This is a genomic window from Pedobacter nutrimenti, assembly GCF_003208655.1.
Lineage (GTDB): Bacteria > Bacteroidota > Bacteroidia > Sphingobacteriales > Sphingobacteriaceae > Pedobacter > Pedobacter nutrimenti.
Genome location: NZ_QKLU01000004.1, coordinates 555450 through 575284, shown reverse-complemented (window position 1 = coordinate 575284; position 19835 = coordinate 555450). Strand labels below are relative to the sequence as shown.

General features: G+C 35.9%; 18 protein-coding genes. 14 read left to right on the top strand and 4 right to left on the bottom strand.

Features of this window, described 5'->3' with window-relative positions; genetic code table 11:
• Positions 1–60: 60 nt before the first annotated feature.
• Together B0O44_RS14050 and B0O44_RS14045 are read left to right on the top strand one after the other, a co-directional pair.
• Positions 61–1386 (top strand): serine hydrolase domain-containing protein, encoded by a 1326-nt coding sequence (locus B0O44_RS14050; protein ID WP_110831606.1) that lies wholly within the window; start codon positions 61–63, stop codon positions 1384–1386.
• A gap of 100 nt (positions 1387–1486) precedes the next feature.
• Positions 1487–1762, top strand: coding sequence for a hypothetical protein (locus B0O44_RS14045; protein WP_110831604.1), 276 nt, complete (start codon positions 1487–1489; stop codon positions 1760–1762).
• Between the two features lie 14 nt (positions 1763–1776).
• Here B0O44_RS14045 and B0O44_RS14040 read toward each other — a convergent pair whose 3' ends face one another.
• From B0O44_RS14040 to B0O44_RS14030, 3 genes are all read right to left on the bottom strand, one after another.
• Complete coding sequence (locus tag B0O44_RS14040; protein WP_110831601.1) at positions 1777–2262, bottom strand: GNAT family N-acetyltransferase; 486 nt, start codon at positions 2260–2262, stop codon at positions 1777–1779.
• A gap of 123 nt (positions 2263–2385) precedes the next feature.
• Entirely contained in the window at positions 2386–3201 is an 816-nt protein-coding gene (locus B0O44_RS14035) for a helix-turn-helix domain-containing protein (protein WP_110831975.1), read from the bottom strand.
• A 42-nt stretch (positions 3202–3243) separates the two neighbouring features.
• Entirely contained in the window at positions 3244–4257 is a 1014-nt protein-coding gene (locus B0O44_RS14030; RefSeq protein ID WP_110831599.1) for an SDR family NAD(P)-dependent oxidoreductase, read from the bottom strand.
• 369 nt (positions 4258–4626) lie between these two features.
• On the opposite strand from B0O44_RS14030, the gene B0O44_RS14025 reads away from it, so the two are divergent.
• Positions 4627–4884: an Imm32 family immunity protein gene (locus tag B0O44_RS14025; protein ID WP_110831597.1), complete on the top strand. Its 258-nt coding sequence runs from the start codon at positions 4627–4629 to the stop codon at positions 4882–4884.
• Positions 4885–5005: 121 nt separating this feature from the next.
• On the opposite strand, the gene B0O44_RS14020 is transcribed toward B0O44_RS14025, so the two are convergent.
• Entirely contained in the window at positions 5006–5416 is a 411-nt protein-coding gene (locus B0O44_RS14020) for a DUF805 domain-containing protein (protein WP_110831595.1), read from the bottom strand.
• Positions 5417–5626: 210 nt separating this feature from the next.
• Between B0O44_RS14020 and B0O44_RS14015 the strand changes: the two genes are divergently transcribed.
• The 11 genes from B0O44_RS14015 (at position 5627) to B0O44_RS13965 (ending at position 19828) form a co-directional block, all read left to right on the top strand.
• On the top strand, positions 5627–6106 hold the full coding sequence (locus B0O44_RS14015) for a hypothetical protein (RefSeq protein WP_146229840.1): 480 nt from the start codon (positions 5627–5629) through the stop codon (positions 6104–6106).
• A gap of 248 nt (positions 6107–6354) precedes the next feature.
• Positions 6355–7092, top strand: a complete 738-nt coding sequence (locus tag B0O44_RS14010) for a hypothetical protein (RefSeq protein ID WP_146229839.1) — start codon at positions 6355–6357, stop codon at positions 7090–7092.
• A 582-nt stretch (positions 7093–7674) separates the two neighbouring features.
• On the top strand, positions 7675–8481 hold the full coding sequence (locus B0O44_RS14005) for an HNH endonuclease signature motif containing protein (RefSeq protein WP_110831589.1): 807 nt from the start codon (positions 7675–7677) through the stop codon (positions 8479–8481).
• Between the two features lie 198 nt (positions 8482–8679).
• Positions 8680–9102 carry a very short patch repair endonuclease gene (locus B0O44_RS14000; RefSeq protein WP_110831587.1) on the top strand — a complete coding sequence of 141 codons (423 nt, stop codon included), beginning with the start codon at positions 8680–8682 and terminating at the stop codon, positions 9100–9102.
• A 139-nt stretch (positions 9103–9241) separates the two neighbouring features.
• Positions 9242–10489, top strand: coding sequence for a DNA (cytosine-5-)-methyltransferase (gene dcm, locus B0O44_RS13995; protein WP_110831585.1), 1248 nt, complete (start codon positions 9242–9244; stop codon positions 10487–10489).
• Between the two features lies 1 nt (position 10490).
• The gene (locus B0O44_RS13990; RefSeq protein WP_110831583.1) at positions 10491–11711 is read left to right on the top strand and encodes a type II restriction endonuclease; all 1221 of its coding nucleotides are present in this window, start codon (positions 10491–10493) and stop codon (positions 11709–11711) included.
• A gap of 40 nt (positions 11712–11751) precedes the next feature.
• The gene (locus B0O44_RS13985) at positions 11752–14466 is read left to right on the top strand and encodes an EcoRII N-terminal effector-binding domain-containing protein (protein ID WP_110831581.1); all 2715 of its coding nucleotides are present in this window, start codon (positions 11752–11754) and stop codon (positions 14464–14466) included.
• Between the two features lie 2 nt (positions 14467–14468).
• Positions 14469–15191 (top strand): hypothetical protein, encoded by a 723-nt coding sequence (locus B0O44_RS13980; RefSeq protein ID WP_110831579.1) that lies wholly within the window; start codon positions 14469–14471, stop codon positions 15189–15191.
• A gap of 4 nt (positions 15192–15195) precedes the next feature.
• On the top strand, positions 15196–16185 hold the full coding sequence (locus B0O44_RS13975) for a ComEC/Rec2 family competence protein (RefSeq protein ID WP_110831577.1): 990 nt from the start codon (positions 15196–15198) through the stop codon (positions 16183–16185).
• A gap of 1217 nt (positions 16186–17402) precedes the next feature.
• The gene (locus B0O44_RS13970) at positions 17403–18647 is read left to right on the top strand and encodes a carboxypeptidase-like regulatory domain-containing protein (RefSeq protein ID WP_110831575.1); all 1245 of its coding nucleotides are present in this window, start codon (positions 17403–17405) and stop codon (positions 18645–18647) included.
• A 266-nt stretch (positions 18648–18913) separates the two neighbouring features.
• On the top strand, positions 18914–19828 hold the full coding sequence (locus tag B0O44_RS13965; RefSeq protein ID WP_110831573.1) for a hypothetical protein: 915 nt from the start codon (positions 18914–18916) through the stop codon (positions 19826–19828).
• Positions 19829–19835: the final 7 nt, after the last annotated feature.

Here is a 19835-nt window from a genome sequence, read left to right as displayed (position 1 = left end):
TCACTGTAAGTAAACCGCGTTTTCTACCCATTCCCATTAAAGACTTTAAACCATAACAAGATGATCCTCTATAAGAAAATTTTTACCGCAATCGGCTTTGCCCTTTCCCTGTCCTTTTCCTACGCACAAACGGTCGACAAACCTAAACTGGATGCCTATTTCAAAGCACTGGAAGACCATAACAAGTTTATGGGAAGTGTGGCCATTTCGCAGGATGGTAAATTGCTTTACACCAAAGCAATAGGTTATGCAGATGTAGAAAGCAATACCAAAGCGAATGAAAACACAAAGTACCGGATCGGTTCCATTTCAAAAACCTTTACAACGGTATTGGTGTTTAAAGCCGTTGAGACGGGTAAACTGAAGCTGGAGCAAACCATAAACACCTACTTCCCCGCGGTTAAAAACAGCGATAAAATTACTGTAGCCCAGTTGCTTGGTCACCGCAGCGGCATTCATAATTTCACAGATAATCAAGATTACCTGCAATGGAATACCGTCAAAAAATCTGAAAAAGAACTGGTAGAGCTGATTGCAAAAGGAGGAAGTGATTTTGAACCTGAGAGCAAAGCGGCCTACAGCAACTCGAATTTCGTGCTGCTGACCTTCATTTTGCAAAAGGTGTATAAAAAGGATTATGCAGCCATTTTGAAAGAACAAATTATTGAGCCCCTGGGTTTGAAAAGCACGTTTTTTGGAGGAAAAATAAACCTCAAAAACAACGAAAGCAATTCCTATAGCTTCAGCGGCAGCTGGAAAAAGGAAACAGAAACCGATATGTCTATTCCTTTGGGTGCCGGTGGGGTTGTATCCACCCCCAGTGACTTAACCCGCTTTGCAGAAGCGTTATTTGAAGGACGATTGGTTTCGGCAAAAAGTCTGGAACAAATGGAAACCATAAAGAACGGTTATGGAATGGGTTTGTTTAAAATTCCGTTTTATGATAAAACCGGTTTTGGTCATACCGGCGGAATTGATGGTTTTTCTTCCGTTTATGTCGATTATCCATCGGATAAAATTGCCGTGGCCTTAACTTCAAATGGATCAGCATATGAAAACAATAAAATACTGATTACATTGTTAAGCAGTGTGTACCAAAAACCTTTTGAGATCCCAAATTTCACCACCATTGAAGTTTCCAGTGAGGATTTGGACCAGTACCTGGGTGTGTATGGCAGTAAACAGATTCCTTTAAAAATCACCCTGACCAAAAAAGATAAAACCTTAATGGCCCAGGCCACCGGACAACCTGTAATCAGCCTGGAGGCGAGCGAAAAAGACAAGTTTAAAAATGAACAGGTCGGTGTGGTGTTGGAGTTTAACCCGGCGAAAAAAGAGTTCACTTTAAAGCAGGGGGGTGCTTCGCTGGTTTTTAACAAAGAATAGGTTTTTGGTACAATAGGAAATGATCCCCCATGTATGTTTTTTGTAATTGCAATAATGGATGTAATATCATTAAATTTGCCGCCAATTACAAAAAACATACATGGAAGAAAACGATTTTGTATCCATTTGGCTGGAAGAAAGTGGAAACCCTGCTATAGCGGAATTGACGCAACTGAACCTGGACCTGGCAGGCAAAGCAGCAAAAACGCTGGCCGATCAGGACCTTACAGAAAATGACCTTGCAGTTGCTGTGGACATCAATCCGGATGAAATTAAAAGATGGTTAGCGGGCCGGCATCCTTTTAGCATAAAGACCTTAAAAGAGATTTCTGCAGCACTTACCGCTGCTGCTGCAAATTCACCACTGGCCCCTTAGGGCCTTTTTTGATATTAAGCTTTTTCCAGTTTATAAATGAATTCTTCTATCTCTGCCTGTCGTGCATTGGCGAAGCCCTTGTCCTGACCAATTTTTACAAAACCACATTTTTCCAGTACCTGCTGAGAGCCTATATTGTCAAAGGCTACCCGCCCAAAAATAGGTCTTGTATTTTCGATTTCCAGAAAATGGCTCAGTGCTTTTGTCGCGATCCCTTTGCCCCAAAAAGCTTTATCTATCCAGTAGGTGATTTCGGTATCACCATGCATTTCAAACTTTGCAACGCTACCCACAATACTGTCGTTCAGGAAAATGGTCCGCATATTTACAGCCGGGTCATTGAGCAGGTAATTGGTCATTTTTTTTAAATAGGCAGTTTTGTCTGTTGAGTCTTTGGAAGTAAAAGCGGCCAGGTAGTTCGCCTCTTGATCGAGCTGGAAGTCAAAGAAAAGCTCCAGGTCTGATACTTTGGTTGGTTTTAAGATCAATTCGTTTTTCATTTTCTTGTTCCGCTAAAATTGAATTTTGTCACCAAACATCCTTTGCTGGCCATGGGGTATTAAAGATCGGAAACGCTTTGCAGATATTCAACAGTTTTAATCTACCCGGACAATACCAGGCTGTTAGTGTATACTGATTGGCAATTGATTTGGCGATAGCCCATATTTCTTTTTAAAAATAAAGGAAAAGTGGGAGAGGTCTTCAAATCCGACTTCCAGATAAACCTCTGTTGGTTTTTTCTTTTTTTCGGCCAGTTGGTAATAGGCGAGCTCAAGTCTTTTGTCGGTGAGCCATTTCTGGGGACTGGTGTTGAAAAGCTTTCTGAAATCCCTGTTAAAGGTAGACAGGCTCCGGCCAGTCAAATAGCCTAGTTTTTCCAGCGGCATGTTGAACATAAAGTTCCGCTGCATGAAACTGATCAGGTCAATTTTACCCGGGGCATCAAAATTTGCCAGTACGCTATCTACTCCCGGATCAATTAAACGAAGTATACTGATCGCTTCTTCAATTTTAAGTGTGGCCAGGTTTTCCGGAAATTCACCTTGAACCTCAAAATAGGGGATCAGCGAAGCCAGGCAGCTTTCCAGCAAGGGATGGTTGCTAAAGCGGTATATTTTCTGATCAGGCTGGCTGTGCTTTTTAAAATCAATTTTTTCATAGAACTTTTTGAGCCTTTCGGTAGACAGGTGCATGACCACGGTTTTATGCGGTAAACCATTTTTCGGATAGTTAATGATGGTGGCCAACTCATTTCTGGGGATGAGAAAAATATCACCTGTTTTGAAATGAAAGGTGGAGGCTGCCTGTATAATTTTTGTTTCACCCGAAATGAACCAGACCAACATATGGTCATCAAACATCAGGTCCGATTTGAACAGCTTGTCTTCATAGCAGGAAAGTTTAATGTCCCTGGTCAGGTATTTCGATAGGTGTTCCATTTTCATAAAGTTATTTGTTTTTGATGGATTAAAAAACGGGCTTTAATTAATGTTGAATTCGATACCCGTCATTTCCTGACTCAGCTCCCATAGTCTTTTCGCATTATGCCTGTCTAGTGAATAGGGTTGTACGCCGCTTGTGCCCAAAGTATTGTCCTGTCCGAAATGGCCATGGTCTAATTCTGCAACATCTGCGTCTTCACAATATACCCCGCCAATAGCATCAAGCATTGGACTGGTGGCACACCATATGGTTGTGGCGGCCCCCTGTGGAATGGTTTTCAGGCTGGCAAGAACTTCCGGGCGCATGTTGCCCTGCTGGTCTACGAAGCCCATTTGTTTAAATAATTCGATATCTGCATCCCGGGCCAACTCTGTTCCGGCAATAGAGCCGGGGTGCAGGGCATATGCCCTTACATGATGTGCTTTGGCGCGTTGGTCCAGCTCAAGGGCAAAGAGGTTGCTGGCCGTTTTGGACTGGCCGTAACCCAACAGGGTTTGGTATTCCCTGTGCATAAAATTGGGATCATCGAAATTGAAAGGTGCCATTTGGTGACCATAGGAAGATACATTGACCACCCTTGCCCCGTTTGCTGCTTTTAAAACAGGCCATAATCTGGCTGTCAGCTGAAATTGCCCCAGGTAGTTGGTGGCCAATTGTGATTCAATGCCCCGGCTGTCCCTTTGCAGGGGCACCCACATAATCCCTGCATTGTTAATCAGTATATGAAGCGGTCTGCCCGAAGCGAGGAACTTTTTTGCAAAAGCATCTATAGTTGCCGGATCCATCAGGTCCATGGTTTCCAGTTCTACGTTGGGAATGCAGTGCAGGTTCTTTTTTGCTTTTTCCAGGTCTCTGGCCAGGGCGATCACTGTAGCACCCGCAGCTGCAAGTACTTTGACTGTTTCCAGGCCAATGCCTGCATTTCCACCGGTTACAATGGCAATTTTGCCAGTCAGGTCAATGCCTTTAACCACTTCTGTTGCTGTTGAGCTGGCGTTAAAACCTGAATTTAAAGGATGTTGTAATGCGCCTTGATAATTGTTCTTTTCCATTTGTTTTTTGATTAAATGTTATAGGACAAATTTAGGCGGAGGCAGGATGTGGGATTTTGTTTAGCGTGTCAATTTACTTTGTTGAGGGTGTCAGTGTTTTGTTATTGATAAACTTGCATCGGTAGTTGTAGTTCTGGAGAATTGTGGAAGGTTTAGTCTGAGAAAACAAGTGAAAATGATATAGGTAATCGGTCAAAAAGTGGAGCGAAAGAACTACCTTGAATTAAAATGGAAAAGTAACAGGAAATTAATCATGAATTTTAAAAGTGTGTATGATGAAGTTTTTCATTTGGACATTTACCTGATGAATGAATTACCGTGCAGATTAAGAGCAATGTTTTAAAACTCTTTATTAAAACAATTTGTAAAATGGAAATGACATTAAATATACCGGAATATAGTGATGATCAAGGCTTCAAATTTGATTGGGAGCCGGGTTTTGAAATTGAATCAAGTATTGAAAATGGGGTGATAAAAATTACGGCTAATAAAGCTGGATTGATTTCTTTAGCGAAACATCTGTTAAACCTGTCTCAGGATCAGATACCTGCCGGTTATCACTTGCATTTTGATGAAACAAATGCGCTGGAGGATGGATCAAGTGAGTTCATTCTGGAGAAAAAATAGATGTTAAATTAGAGGCAACAATATTTAAGAAAAATTCTTCCCGGACATTTTTACGGAGGTCATTCAGAATTTGTTTACGTCGTTCCTTATCGATTTTGTCTGTCATAGGTTTATGATTGTTTTAGATAATTCTTCCATCTCCGTCAACCTGATCTATAGGGCTGGGAGAATTGTGGTCCTCAAACTCGTAATACAATCCTTTCGGATTTGGTCCATATTCATTGTCACCAATGTCGCCATCGGCAAATAACATCCAAAATCCATAAAGAGGAACGATCATCCACCAACCGCTATCTCCTCTGTCATGGCACCTTTTGGCGGTTTGGGCAATTATAAAGTAAAACACAGGAAGAGCAGCAATAAACAATACCCCGTCCATTTTGTCATCATCCATAGGAGGTATAATTTGCATATATGAAAGCATACCGATTATTATGCCAACGACTATAGAATAGAGCATATAACATAAAAAACTAAGCCAATACTCAAGCCTTCGAATTCTGCCTTCAAATGAAAAAGGATTTTTAAACATAAAGTTGTGGTGTAAGCGCTTTAATTTGGTGGAGCGGATTTTAGTATTTGGTTTCTCAAAGCTGGGAATATTATTGCTGAAAAACAACTGAGATTATTATTTGTAAACAGATCAGTAAAGTCGCTATATTCACTTGTAAAACTTGCAAGAAGGGGAAGTTTAAAGTGGTTTTAAATGATAAAAGTCATTGTGAAAAATAAAATCTGGTCTATGAAAAAAATCATCCTGATGGTGTGTGTTTTATGCCTTGTTCATTTAAGGATTCAAGCGCAGGGTAAAGAACAGCTTCAGGTACTGAAAAAGGCCAAAATCGGTTATGAATATGTTTTTGGTACATGGACAGCAGAAAATGAAGGCGAAACCCATTTAACTTATCTTGGGAAATTCCATGCCAGTAATGGTAAAACCTATCAGGTTATGACCTCTAAGTGGTTGTGGGGATTGTCGAAACGCGCCACCAACAGGATTTTGATTTTTGACGGGCAAAACCGGTACCTGGGTAATTATATGGTTTCTGTCGCAGATGACCTGCCTTATAAAATGGAAAAAGGAAAAATGTGGTTTAAAAATACAGAAGAATGCCCGAACAGGTCTTTGTTTTCTGTGGATTTAAGGCAAGGTGTTCCGGAAAAGATTTTTATTGAATGTAGTAAAGGGGCTGGGGATGAATATGTGTTTGAGAAGGGTTGAAATTATTTCTTGGTTTAGGGATGATTTAAGGTCATTCTTCGGGCAACTTCAGCAGCCAGTTCCGGGAAAGTTGCCGTTGAGGTTTCAATTTTATAATCCTCTGCAATAACCTCCACACTATAAAATAATACTAATGTTTTGTGTATTACTGCAAATGGTAGTAATATTGAGAAATTCTTTAACAATTATAAAGAAACCATTGTTTTAATGGGTTTTGTATTTTAAAATATTAGTATACAATTGTTTGCGTGAAGAATATACAGCAAATTGAATATATAGAAAGTCAAAAAGAATTATTGACTAACCACAGTGCGTTACTTGAATCGACTAGAGGTCAAGTTAAATTATATATGCATAAATTGATAAGTATGCATTCATGGGATATAGATAAGGATATAAGAATAAATATACTGCATCAAATAGATGGAATTTTAATTCCTCATGTTATGAATTTATTATTCAATATTCAACAGGTTGTTAATCATTCTTTTCAGATCCAGCATTTTAAAACCGATACATTTAAAGATGCAGACAGAATATACCATGCTTACATTAAGTTTAATAAAAACGGATTAATCTATAACTTATCTGCAATTGTAGAAAGATATTTAAGAATTATTGCGAAAGAATTAGATTCTACAATTGATATTTCAAAGGGCATTTTTGATATTAGAAAAAAGATTTTTGAAATTGTTTGTATTTCAAAAACTGGTAATGAATGGAATGCTTTAAACCTGCTGACGGCTATCAGAAATACTATTCATAATAATGGTATTTATGTCAATCCATCCCTAACTAAACTGGATGACAGCTTTTCTTACAGAAATAGTATTTATTCATTTGTAAATAATACACCGCATAACTATGCTACTTACGAGAATTTAAATGATATTATAAATGATATATTATCACTGGTAAAAATTATAAATAATAATCAGGTAATAGTAACAAAAGAATCATTTATTGACGATTGTATATATTTATAATCTATTTTCTTTATCAAATTTATAATATTGTTGAGTGTAAAATGATATATCGTTACCATAAATAATTATGGATTAAACTAATTCTTTTTTTGCCAAATGTTGCTTTACTTATTAAAAGTGGTGGAATTTAGAATGATGACTTATTTGGTCTGTATCAAATAGATTTTTGACTACTCTGCAATCATGAAAAATTTTCTTTTTTTGATACTGCTTTGCAGTATTTTTTCTTTTAACTGGATCAATGTCGTTTAAAGTGAAAATCTGGTGAATGTACATTGTGCCAAATGTATAGACAGTAATTATTGTTTGTATTGTAATTCAGAGGGAAGTTAAGACATAGGGCCCAAGGAACGAGTTCCGAGAAAACGCATTGTTTTAAATCAACAACAAGTAATTGCTGTAATAGTAGTTCCTAATTTAGGAGAATCACAAAGAAGAAAGGCACGTGCATAAGTATGGCCAGAGGTAGGGATACTACTGGTAATATTTTTCGATAAGTGTTTGAGGTTATAAAAAAATCTTTTTTTTTGTGGATTTTTATAATAATTATGATAATAAACATAGAAAATTTATATAGTTAATATGATTATAATTAAGAATTCGGCAGCTAGTTTGGTTGGCACTTTGGAAAATCAGAAAAATGCAACAAATAATAATATAGTTTTAGAAAAAAATGAAATTATCTTGCTTCAACAAACGGTTCGTTCGCTTAAGAATAAAGGACAAAAGCAGATATGTTGGATGATGAATTATGTCAAAACTTATGAAGATACTAATAATGAAAGTGATAGCATTTGGGGTAAACATTGGAAATATATAATACAAGGAGAAAACCTTAGGCCGGTTGAGGGTTTCAATATTAAAGATCTTCAGGTAACTGCTCATAATTATAGTCAACCTCAGTTTAATGTAAAAGTTAAGCCTGAAGATGAGTTTGAGATAAATAAATGGATAGAAGAAATGATTGATCAAACGAACAATGATAATGTGTTTTTCCCTGAAGTTGCTAAAGATTATAAGGATATAGCTGCCCAGATCGATGAGTTAAATAAAAAGTACCTTGGTCAACCTGATTATCGATCTAGTATAGTAAAAGCAGTACGGAGACCCACACAACTTAAAAAAGCAATTATACAACGGGATGGAACGACATGTAAAATATGTCGTAAAGAGGGGTTTATTAAAAAGACAGGAGAAAGATATTGTGAACTCCATCATATGATAGAATTAAACAGGAATGCTCCTAATACGCTGCAAAGCTGGAATGTTTTAGTGCTATGTGCTACTTGTCATAGACAACTGCACTACGGAAAAACACATTCCCAATATCTAAATCCGGGTTGGTTAATTGTTATCGATGGAAAAGAGTATGTTTTTAATACAATTTAGATTGTAAATAATATCAATTTATAGATTTAGTGAGTTTTTAAACTACAGATTATTTTCTGGATGGTGTTACTTTATTATTTAAGTTTTTAGCTTTCATTGCAACAGGAAATTTTCTTTAAAAAACGTTCTTCTTGAAAATTTCAATTGTCTTTTGTTTTTACTAAACAAACCATTGATAAAAACCGTTAACTGTCCATTATGGCTGATGTACACTCAAAAAAAATCCGCTCCTATAATATGAGCAGAATAAAAGGGAAGAATACCAAACCCGAACTTTTGGTTCGTAAATTTTTACACAGTCATGGATTCAGATATAGGCTACATGTGAAAGATTTACCGGGTAAACCTGATATTGTGTTACCCAAGTATAAAACTGTAATATTTGTTCATGGATGCTTTTGGCACGGTCATGAAGGATGCAAGTATTATGTTGTGCCTAAAACCCGAACTGAATGGTGGCTAAATAAAATTAATGGTAACATCTCAAAAGATTTGGATAATAAATCTTTACTTATAAAAAGCGGCTGGAAAGTAATTGAAGTATGGGAATGCGGATTAAAAGCAACCCGGATTGATCTGACACTTTCTGATCTTTTTTCTGTTTTCCAAGGCTCTGTTTAATTTTTCTGTTATATATTTGCTAATATAATTAGTATGTTGTTGTAGTAAGGTATCGTCGTTTGTATACCCTGTGGAAAGATTTAGATAGGTGCTTATAATATAATTTTGTTAGTTTGTTGTAATTAGGTTGAGGACTGAAATGGAAGAAGAAGTAGTTTATAAAAAAAAGAATAAAAAGATAGTTAAAACTGAATGGCCTGTAGAAACAGATCTGGCTTTACTTACGCATTATCATTCTGTAAATGAGCCTGTTTATGGTGCTGCAATAGATGTTGTGGAAAAATTTGCTAATTCTGTCGCTGAATCAGGAGTCGATAATTTATACAGTGCTGTCCAGCAGAATATGTTTCGGAATGTTCATGTCCCATTTCCTGCGCCTGAAAAAGGAAAAGAATTATTCACATTTATAGATCTTTTTGCTGGTATTGGCGGATTTAGGATGGCTCTCCAAAACCTTGGCGGACGGTGTGTATTTACATCAGAGTGGGATAAGTTTTCCAAACAAACGTATTTTGCAAATTACGGAGAATATCCGTTTGGAGACATTACAAAGGACGAGACAAAACAATATATTCCTGAAAAATTTGATATTATATGTGGAGGCTTCCCATGTCAACCCTTTTCTATAGCCGGAGTATCAAAAAAAATAAGCCTGGGAAGAAGTCATGGCTTTGAAGATGTAAAGCAGGGGAATTTATTCTTTCATATAGCTGATATCATCCAAACTCACAGACCGAAAGCTTTTTTTCTTGAAAATGTTAAGAATCTTGTATCTCATGATAAGAAAAATACATTTAAAGTTATTAAAGAAACGCTTGAAGGTTTAAACTATTCATTTGACCATAAAATAATCGATGGTAAATATTTTGTGCCTCAGCACAGAGAAAGAACTCTGATGGTAGGTTTTGATAAGGAGGTATTTGGGAAAGATATAAAATTCGATTTTAACTCAGTAGAACTTCCCGGCGAGAAACAAAGATTGAAAACTATTTTACAATCTGAAGTTGATCCAAAATACACGCTTAGCGACAAATTGTGGAATTATTTACAGGAATATGCAAAAAAACATAAAGAAAAAGGGAATGGCTTTGGTTTTGGATTGGCTGATCCTGAAGGGGTGACCAGAACTATAAGTGCCCGATATTATAAAGATGGTGCTGAAATCCTGATTGCACAGGATGGTCGGAATCCCAGAAGACTTATCCCACATGAAGCGGCTGCTTTACAGGGATATCCTATATATCCTATAAATACCGATGATCCTAAAAAAAGTTTAGTAATTCCTGTTTCTGATAATCAAGCATACAGGCAGTTCGGTAATTCAGTAGTAATGCCTTTAATTCAGTCAGTTGGAACTTCGATAGTGGAAATTATAAGAAAAGAATAATATGTCTAATACGCTCTCAAAATATTTTCTCGCTATTGGTGCTAAAAGATTGTCCCAGGTTGAGGTCTCTTCCCAAAGGTCTAATCAACATGAGATTAACGGGATCGATAAATTTAAGCGAATTTTTGGACTTGAAAAAGCTTTATTTGAGACAACTTATATTAAGTTGGATGATGATGAGAATAAGGTTGCTTCTGCATCGGGTATTATGACTTGGTATGATGCCCGTGAAAATCATCCTATCAGAACTGAATACCGACTTTATTATTCATCTAATGATGTTATAAAATCAGCGAATGCGGGAGATCTCTTGGTCGTTGGAAAATTGAGGAATAATAAGCTGGCGGTGATCATTGCTTCTCGGGGAACCACTTCTGAAAAACAATTATTATGGCTTTTTGGAATTGCTGAAGTTCTTGATGAATCTATGGTGAAAGATTTTACCTCCAATACTGCTGAAATTAGTTTCGCTGGTAAATACATATTGTCTACACTCGGATTTGAAATCGAAGAGACAGCTCCTGATTATCTGGAAGAATTATTAAAACGATTTGGGAATTCATTTCCATCAACAAAAATATTCTCTGATTTTTCAAGATCAACAATTAATGGCATTTCTCCAATTGATGAGCCTGATAAAACTCTGATAATGTGGCTTGAAAGAGAAGAACTTCTTTTCAAAACATTGGAAAGTTTTATTGTCAAGGAAAAACTTGAAAAAGGATTTGGAGAAGACGGAAGAAATGTTGATGAATTTATTCAGTTTTCATTGAGTGTTCAAAACAGGAGAAAAGCAAGAGCTGGATATGCTTTTGAAAATAATCTAGCGCTAATATTTCAAATAAATGAACTCCAGTTTAGTCATGAAGCAGCTACTGAGAGGAATAATAGACCTGATTTTTTGTTTCCTGGTATTGAGCAATATCACGATCAGAAGTTTAATGTTGATTTATTAACAATGTTAGGCGTAAAAACTACAGCAAAGGATCGTTGGAGGCAAGTTCTATCCGAAGCTGCAAAGGTTCCCAATAAGCATCTAATTACTCTTGAACCAGCTATCAGTAAAAATCAAACTGAAGAAATGAAAGCAAGTAATTTACAACTGGTAATTCCAGAACAACTTTTTTCTACGTATTTATTAGAACAACGTGACCAACTAATTTCTTTAAAGAATTTTATTCAAATAGTTAGAGATAAGCAGAAACGCAGTAACAAAACTTGATTTTTGTTTTAATATATTTACTTTAATTGATATTAATTATATGAGTGATGAATTGTCAAGTATAATAGCTGCAGTAAGAAATAATGAGTATAGTTTCTATAAATTTATTTCACCAAATGATGCAGGAACAACGGGGGCTCACCAGGCGGGGCTTTATATTCCTAAAAATTCAAGATCGTTAATCTTCGATACTCCGGGAATTAGAGGGGAAAATAAGGAAAGGTTTGCTAATATTACTTGGTTCGATGGATCGACCTCTTCATGTTGCTTTAAATATTATGGTGTTGGTACCCGAAATGAATACCGCATAACACGCTTGGGCAGGTATTTTGCAGAAAATGATCTTATTGTTATTGTTAAACTATCTGAGGAAGAATATGAAGGATATGTTTTAATAGATGAAGTTGAAATCGAACTTTTTTTGAGAACATTTGAGTTGAAAAAAGAAGATACAAATGGTTTGATTGTTCATCATAAGGAATATGAACATTGGGTCCCCGAAAATGAAGTTGAATTAATAGCTCTTGATGAAAATCTGCCTTACTCAAATATCTTAGAGACTAAAAATGTCAATTTTAAACCCAAGGCGCATATCTTAACTCTTCTGGGAGAAGAGTTGATCAAAGATCCTGTAATGGCAATCTATGAACTTGTTAAAAATAGTTACGATGCTGACGCTAAGGATGTCGATGTTTATTTTAACAATATTGGAGACCTTGAAGATTCTAGTATAATTGTTAAGGATTCTGGTCTTGGAATGTCTGAGGATGTGCTAGAAAATGTTTGGCTTGAACCAGGAACTGCATTTAGAAAACCTCTTGACAAGAATGGAAAACGTCAAATTGTTCGTAGTCCTATATACGAAAGAGTACCAATGGGTGAAAAAGGAGTGGGACGTTTTGCTGTACATAAATTAGGTAATGTAATAAAATTGATAAGTAGACCGAGTAGGATTATATTAGACGAACATGGTAAATTTTTAAGAAAAGAGCTTTTAAATTATGAGATAAAAGTTGAAATAGATTGGAGAAGTTTTACTCAATCCAAGTATTTATCTGATGTTAAAATTGAGTATACTAAAAATACAGATATTGAGAGTTTCTACTTTAAAGAAGATTCTGGCACCTATATAAGAATTTCAAGCCTTAAAGAAATATGGAATAGGGGTATGGCAAGACAGTTAAAGCGACATACTGTTTCTATGGTTTCTCCTAAGAATGATCCCCAAAAATTTATCATTAATTTGAATTTTAACAATAATTGGCTAGATAGATTTCCAGATGTTAATGAATTGTTATCTCAGGCACCTTATAAGCTAACAGCAATTCTTGATAGAAACTATAATTTAACCTTCGAATATGAATTTCGTTTGGCTAATAATAGTGCAGTTGGAGCACATATATTAAAGAATGATAAGAATTATGATAAGAACATTATAGGTTCGCTTCGTCCATTGTTTAGAAAATATTATGAGGAAAAGGGATATGAGGTTGATGTGATTGAAACTCTTCTCGATTCTAAATCCTTAGAACCTATTCCTTTTGGTGAGATTATGATGGAATTATATTCATATGACCTTGATTCGACCTCATTAAAAGATATTACATATACACCTGATATTTTAAAGAAAGTGTTGAGAGATCAATATGGGATAAAGGTCTTTAAAGGTGATTTGAGAGTCTACGATTACGGAGAACCAGGCAATGATTGGCTTAAACTTGACATTAAACGTGTTAATAATAAAGAATGGTTTTCAAATAATCAGAATATTGGATTTATATACTTAGATTCTGAAACATCAGGTTCATTGGTTGAAAAGACAAACAGAGAAGGGTTTATTAAAAATGAAAGCTATGATTATTTTGAAATAGTCATAGAATATATTCTCATTCAATTTAGAATTGAAAGGCAAAAGGACCGTTTGAAGTGGACTCGTTTTAATAAAAAAGATACAGGAATTTCCTTTTCAAATAGAGTTTCCAATTTTGTGGCTTTGATAAATGATGCAGAAATTGATGATGAAAGTAAAAAACAAAGATTACTTGAAGAGGCGTCAAAAATTGAGAGTGACTATGAAAAAGCTCAGGAAACATTATTGATCCCGGCTGGGGTTGGTATGACTGCTTCAGTTGCTTTACATGAAATTGAAAAGCTTGTGCCAAGAATGCAGGAAACAGTGGAACTAAAGCCAATTGATCATATAAGGGTAAGAAATCAGGTAGAAGAACTTGATGACTATGTTTCAGGTATTTTATCTGTTTTGAAGCAAGCTGGAAATAAACCGGTAGATGTAGAATCTGCTATAAATCAAGCGCTTAGTAATTATCGGTTAAAGCTTAAGATTCGAAAGATAGCTGTGGTAATTGACGTGAGTGAGTGTGTAACTACTATACAGTGCGATAAAAGATATTTAGTAACTATGCTTATGAATTTGATAGATAATAGTATTTATTGGCTTGATACTATTTACAAAGAAGACAAAGCTATTTTAGTTAAGGCTTTTAAAGTTGATAATGTTTCTCACATAATAATAGCAGATAATGGTCCAGGATTTAAAGATAGTGTTGAAGAAATAGTGACACCTTTTTTCTCAAGAAAAGATGGTGGAATTGGTATTGGAATGTATTTGATTGATACTATTATGATGAAATATGGTAAGTTAAAAATTTTCACAGAAAATGGTCAAGCAGATGTTGATGAAAATTTTAATGGAGCTATTGTAGAGTTAGTTTTTAATAAAAATCAGGAAGATTAGTTATGAATATAGGACCACAGGTGGCTTTTGTCGATGATGTAGAACAACAGATTGCACCTTTGAATAAAGTGCTTAAACATTTACATACTGGCACTATTTATTTTAACGCAAAACCAGATCAAAATTCCTTTCCTCCGGAGCCCATAGAAAGTGTTAATATTTTATTTTTGGATTTGTATTATAAAGCGACTTTTGATGCAGAATTATCCGCTCAATGGGTAGAATCTATCATTCCTCCAAATAAAAAATATGTCCTTGTTGTTTGGTCAAAAGATACTCATCATCAGGAAGAACTTATTAGATTGCTTAATGAAATTGATTTAATGCCAGAGTATATTGAGGCATGGCAAAAGACAGATTATGATTTATCTTCTCATGATTTTACTAATAAAATTAAAGATTTAATCAGAAAAGTTTCAAATAAGAATAAGATAACCGAAGAAATTATATTTGGTGAAATCGTGGAATTAGAAGATGATGGTGTGCTTATTAATTGTCGATTAAATGATGAAAGGCCTACATTTCAAGTTAGAAAATTTGATCTAGAGTTACTTGCAAATATTGAAGATATGAATATTGGGACACATGTCAGGATACGTATATATACAAAGCCAGGTGCACGCTTAATTGATATTTTTGAAGAACATAAAGATAGAAGGAATCTCTTTCCTGCACAGGATTTTTTTGGAGGATTAGAAGGAGGTTCATTTTTCACAGGGGGGTAACTTGATGAAAATAACATTTAAAGATGTAGGACAAGGAGATTCAATTTTATTAGAATGGATGGATGATAATGTGCCTAAAATTGGAATAATAGATTGCAATAAAAAGGGTAAGGCTAATCCAATACTTGATTATATTAAAAAATCAACCTATAAGAAAATAGAGTTTATTATCCTGTCTCATCCCCATTCTGATCATTATTCAGGAATGGTTGAATTACTTAATTATCTTGAAGAGAAAAAGCTTAAACTTGGAGCGTTTTCACATACCCTTCATCTCCTTGGTAAGGACTACTATCGTTATTTAAATTGGGTTGAAATTGATACTGCTGCATTAATTGATTTAAAAGACATGATAAAGAAGGTAGATGAGCTTTATGCCAGTAAAATAATTGAAAAAATAGATCTTATTTCTGAAAACTGGCAGATTGAATTGAATGATGGTGCATCCTTAAAATGTTTATCTCCTAGTAATACTGAGGCTAGAAAATATATGGATATTGTGAGTTTTGAGCCGGAAAAAAATAAGAAGGCTGCAAGTAAAGGCGCTAATTACCTTTCTACAATTTTTAAAATTGCTATAGGTGATAATTATTATTTACTTACCTCTGATAGTGAAATTCTTTCTTTTAAACGATTGGTTGTTGAAAACAGACATAAAGACTTATATAAGAAAGAGCTAGTAATTTGCCAATTGCCGCATCATGGAGCATCTAAAAATTATTATCCCCCTTTTTGGTCTTTCATTAGAAAGAACAAAGATCCTCAGGCTGTTATCTCAGCTGGTCTTAATGAAAAGTATAAACATCCACATTTTCCGGTGTTAAAGGAATTTCACAGTAATGGTTATAATATTCATTCAACAAATATTGTTTATGGTATGGTGGGATATGTAGAATACTTAAAAAAGCTTGCATTATTGAATGCGAAATTGGATACTTTTACTGAAATAGCATACACTCACACGGGGGGAGATAAAAGTTTCGACCTAGTATAAGCAAATTTGAAAAGAAACAACTTAAAATGATCATCTTTGTTAATTGAATTTACTTATCAACATAGCACCCTTAGTTCTTCCGGATAATCCAGTGCAACTTAACGTTTATCAATAAATAGTTTTTTTACAATCTTCAGCCAAAGATTATTTCGACTTGTTTATGCTTTGAAAAATCATTGCTCGACTTGTTGTATATATTTCTGGGAGACTTTTAACATTACTTAAAGCAAATTATTGCATATCTACTCCCCTCCAAAATCTTGCTTCCCCTTTCAAATATCTTCTTTATAAATCAAAAATTAATTTTATAGAAAATGTTGGTCTTTTAAGTTATTTAAACTATATTTGATTAACTAAAACAACAAGGTTTTCCAATGAAGTCAAAATCGCCACTAAATAACAAAGTAGTGGTGGTTTGGATTTTCATTAGATTCCATTTAACAATTGAATAAGCTTAATAAACGAATGAAGTAAAAAGAAAAACAACATATAAGAATCCTCATAGAGGTGTTAACAGAAGAGTCTCGCTCGGCAAATTCTCACAAATAGAGGACGGGACAATAGATTAATGCCTATAGCAATATTTTGCATACATTTGAATGCACTATGGCGTTATGGGCTCTATTGTAAATCCGTTCCAAAGGCCGTGAGAAGCCCGCCGAGGCGGTATTTAGGGTCCATAACGCTATTCTATTTTAATTGCAGCGGTAGTAGGCTTATTTCCTAAATCCCACCCGGGACTCATTTAAAACATAAATTTTAAATGAAGCAGGAAAGCCACCCAATCCCATTACATTCCAGTCAAATTCCTTCATCAACCGAACTGATAGCGTTTTTCTTTTCATATGATCATCTGAAAGAAAGTCAGCATCTATTTAAAAAAAGATTCAAGCCTACTTTGTTGTCGGCTATTCAAATTTTGTCGTCAACTGTTCAAACAAACCTTTCCCGAAAACCGGGCTTGCCTTTCTATTACCCCAAAAGAAAAGAAGCACCTTTTACAAACAATCAAATACCCTGCTCAATGTCATCAACTAATCTATATACCCAATACAATAGGATCAACCAATTAAACAATCCATAAAAGGAATGGATAAAATATTCACATGGCTTTTCTCACAGCCAATAAGCAGGCGGTAAGTGTAAGCGCTTACACCTACCGTTCTGCTTTACATAAAAAGACCTTTTTATTAACTAACTAAACCAACATATAGCCCATGTTTAAAACGATAAAAATCATCGTAATGGCCGCGCTTTGCCTAAACTTAAGCCTCAAAGCCCAGCGACCAGACCAACCTAAACCACCACAAACCGTAACCACCATTACCGGTAAAGTCATTTCGGCCTACAATGGCGGCCCGCTTGGTTCTGCTACAGTAAAAACTGCCAGCCAAACTGTAATCACCGACAATGGCGGGGAATTCCATCTGTCCCTAAATAAAGGAAAACATATTTTAACCGTTTCCTACCTAACCCATACCATCAAAAAACTAAATATAACTGTCCCCTTAAAAGAACCCCTGGTGATTGCCCTGGAACCCCAGGACCAGCAGCTTAAAGAAATAGAAGTAGTCAGTACCGGTTACCAGAACATCCCCAAAGAAAGGGCAACCGGCTCCTTTGAAGTCATAGACAACGGGCTTTTTAACAGAAGCACCGGATCTGACGTATTCTCGAGGCTGGACGGGGTAAGCACGGGGACCTTATTTTTAAAAAACAACAGTACGCTCAGAAGAACACCTTACCAGGGGCTGATGATCCGTGGAAAAAGCGGGCTCAACGGAGACCAGCCCCCGCTGATTGTGCTCGATAATTTTCCTTACGATGGCGATCCGAACAACATAAATCCCAATGATGTACAAAGTATCACCTTATTAAAAGATGCTGCTGCGGCTTCCATTTGGGGAACCAGAGCGGGCAATGGTGTCATTGTGATTACCACAAAAAAAGGGCGTTTTAATGAGCCCTTTGAGTTAAGCTTTAATACCAACTTTAGTTTTACCGCAAAACCAGATCTGGGCTACCTTAAATCCATAGGCAGCAGCGATTACATTGACGTAGAAAAAATGTTGTTCCGTAATGGCTTTTACGACCGCGCTTTAAACCCCAAATTTCCATTTAAAGCATTGTCGCCAGTCGTGGAAATTTTGGCCGGGCAAAAAGCCGGAACGGTTTCGGCAGCAGAAGCTGATGCACAAATAAATGCCATGCGTGATCAGGATGTAAGGAACGACTTTTTAAAATACATTTACCGCAACGAAGAAACCTACAAACTGCTTTGCAAACAGGATTATTTTTTGGTCAACAGAAGTGATATCGTTTGTAGGGAAAACATCGTACAGCTAAAAACAGCTTTTTCCCATAGAAAAGAGATTCTGCTAAAAATACCTGCAGGTAGATCGGTGTTTGTCAGCCAGGGCCGCACCCGGGAGTTTATGGCCTGGTGGGCTGGGGTTTTGTAGTAACTTATTAAAACTTTGGGACGTTGGTACACTGTAAATAAAATCTGACGTAAAACAAGAGGGGCTAAAAATTCAAGACTTTCAGTTTTGACAAGTTTTCGGGTATATGGGATAAGATTTTCTTAATATTTTTGTTTTTAAATATTTGATATTTAAATTGTTGTGTTTTTTGTTGTGAGTGTGGAAAACTTTTTTTAACAAAAATGTCCAGTGCAGTTTGGCCGCACTGAAGGGTTATAGATTAGTATCATACTAATCTATAGCAAATGAAAAAGGTATTGTTAAGTCTTCTGTTTTTGTTGCAAGCTATTTTGTGCCTTGCTCAGAATACCCCCGTATTTAATGGTAAACAATTAATTAATGTGACCAGTATACCTGTCTGGTCATTTGCGGAAAGACCAGCAGGTTGGTACAGAATTGCAACTGTTCCTGGAAGTGCTTCCAGAGCGAATGCCACTTTCGAATTAAGAGAAGATGCAAATCATTCTACTCTAAGGTTTCAGATAGGAATTAGTTATAATAATCTATATGGCTCATCATTTACATTGATGAGCCATAGTTGCTACAATGAACCGGTTTTTCGGAAGATAAGACTATTAACATCTACTCCGTATGCTGATGCTTATCTGGAGGTATTTGTTGATCCGCGCAATCATGATGGAAAAACATTCAGTGCTTACGTTTTAAATGCTCTTGGAAATGTTGACTGGCAATTAATTAACTGGTCTTCCGGAAGTGTACCCTCAGATTATTCTGTTACAGAGTTTGATGTTAATAAATTGTTTTTGGTTGGAAATACGCCTGGCAATCAGGTGTTCTCCATCGGGCGGGATGGTAATGTAGGCATGGGAACTACAGATCCTAAAGACTATAAACTCGCTGTCAACGGGAAAGTCAGGGCCCAGGAAATCAAAGTCGAAACGGCAAACTGGCCGGACTATGTTTTTACAAAGGACTATAACCTTCCATCTTTAAAAGAAACCGAAAAACACATACTGGAAAAAGGGTATTTGCCTGGAATTCCTTCTGCGGAAGAGGTGAAAAATAATGGAATTGATTTAGGAGAAATGAATGCAAAGCTTCTCAGGAAAATTGAAGAGATGACTTTGTATTTGATTGAAATTAAGAAAGAGATCAGTGTCCTTCAACAGAGAAAAAAAATCAAGAATAAAGTCAACTAAAATCCTG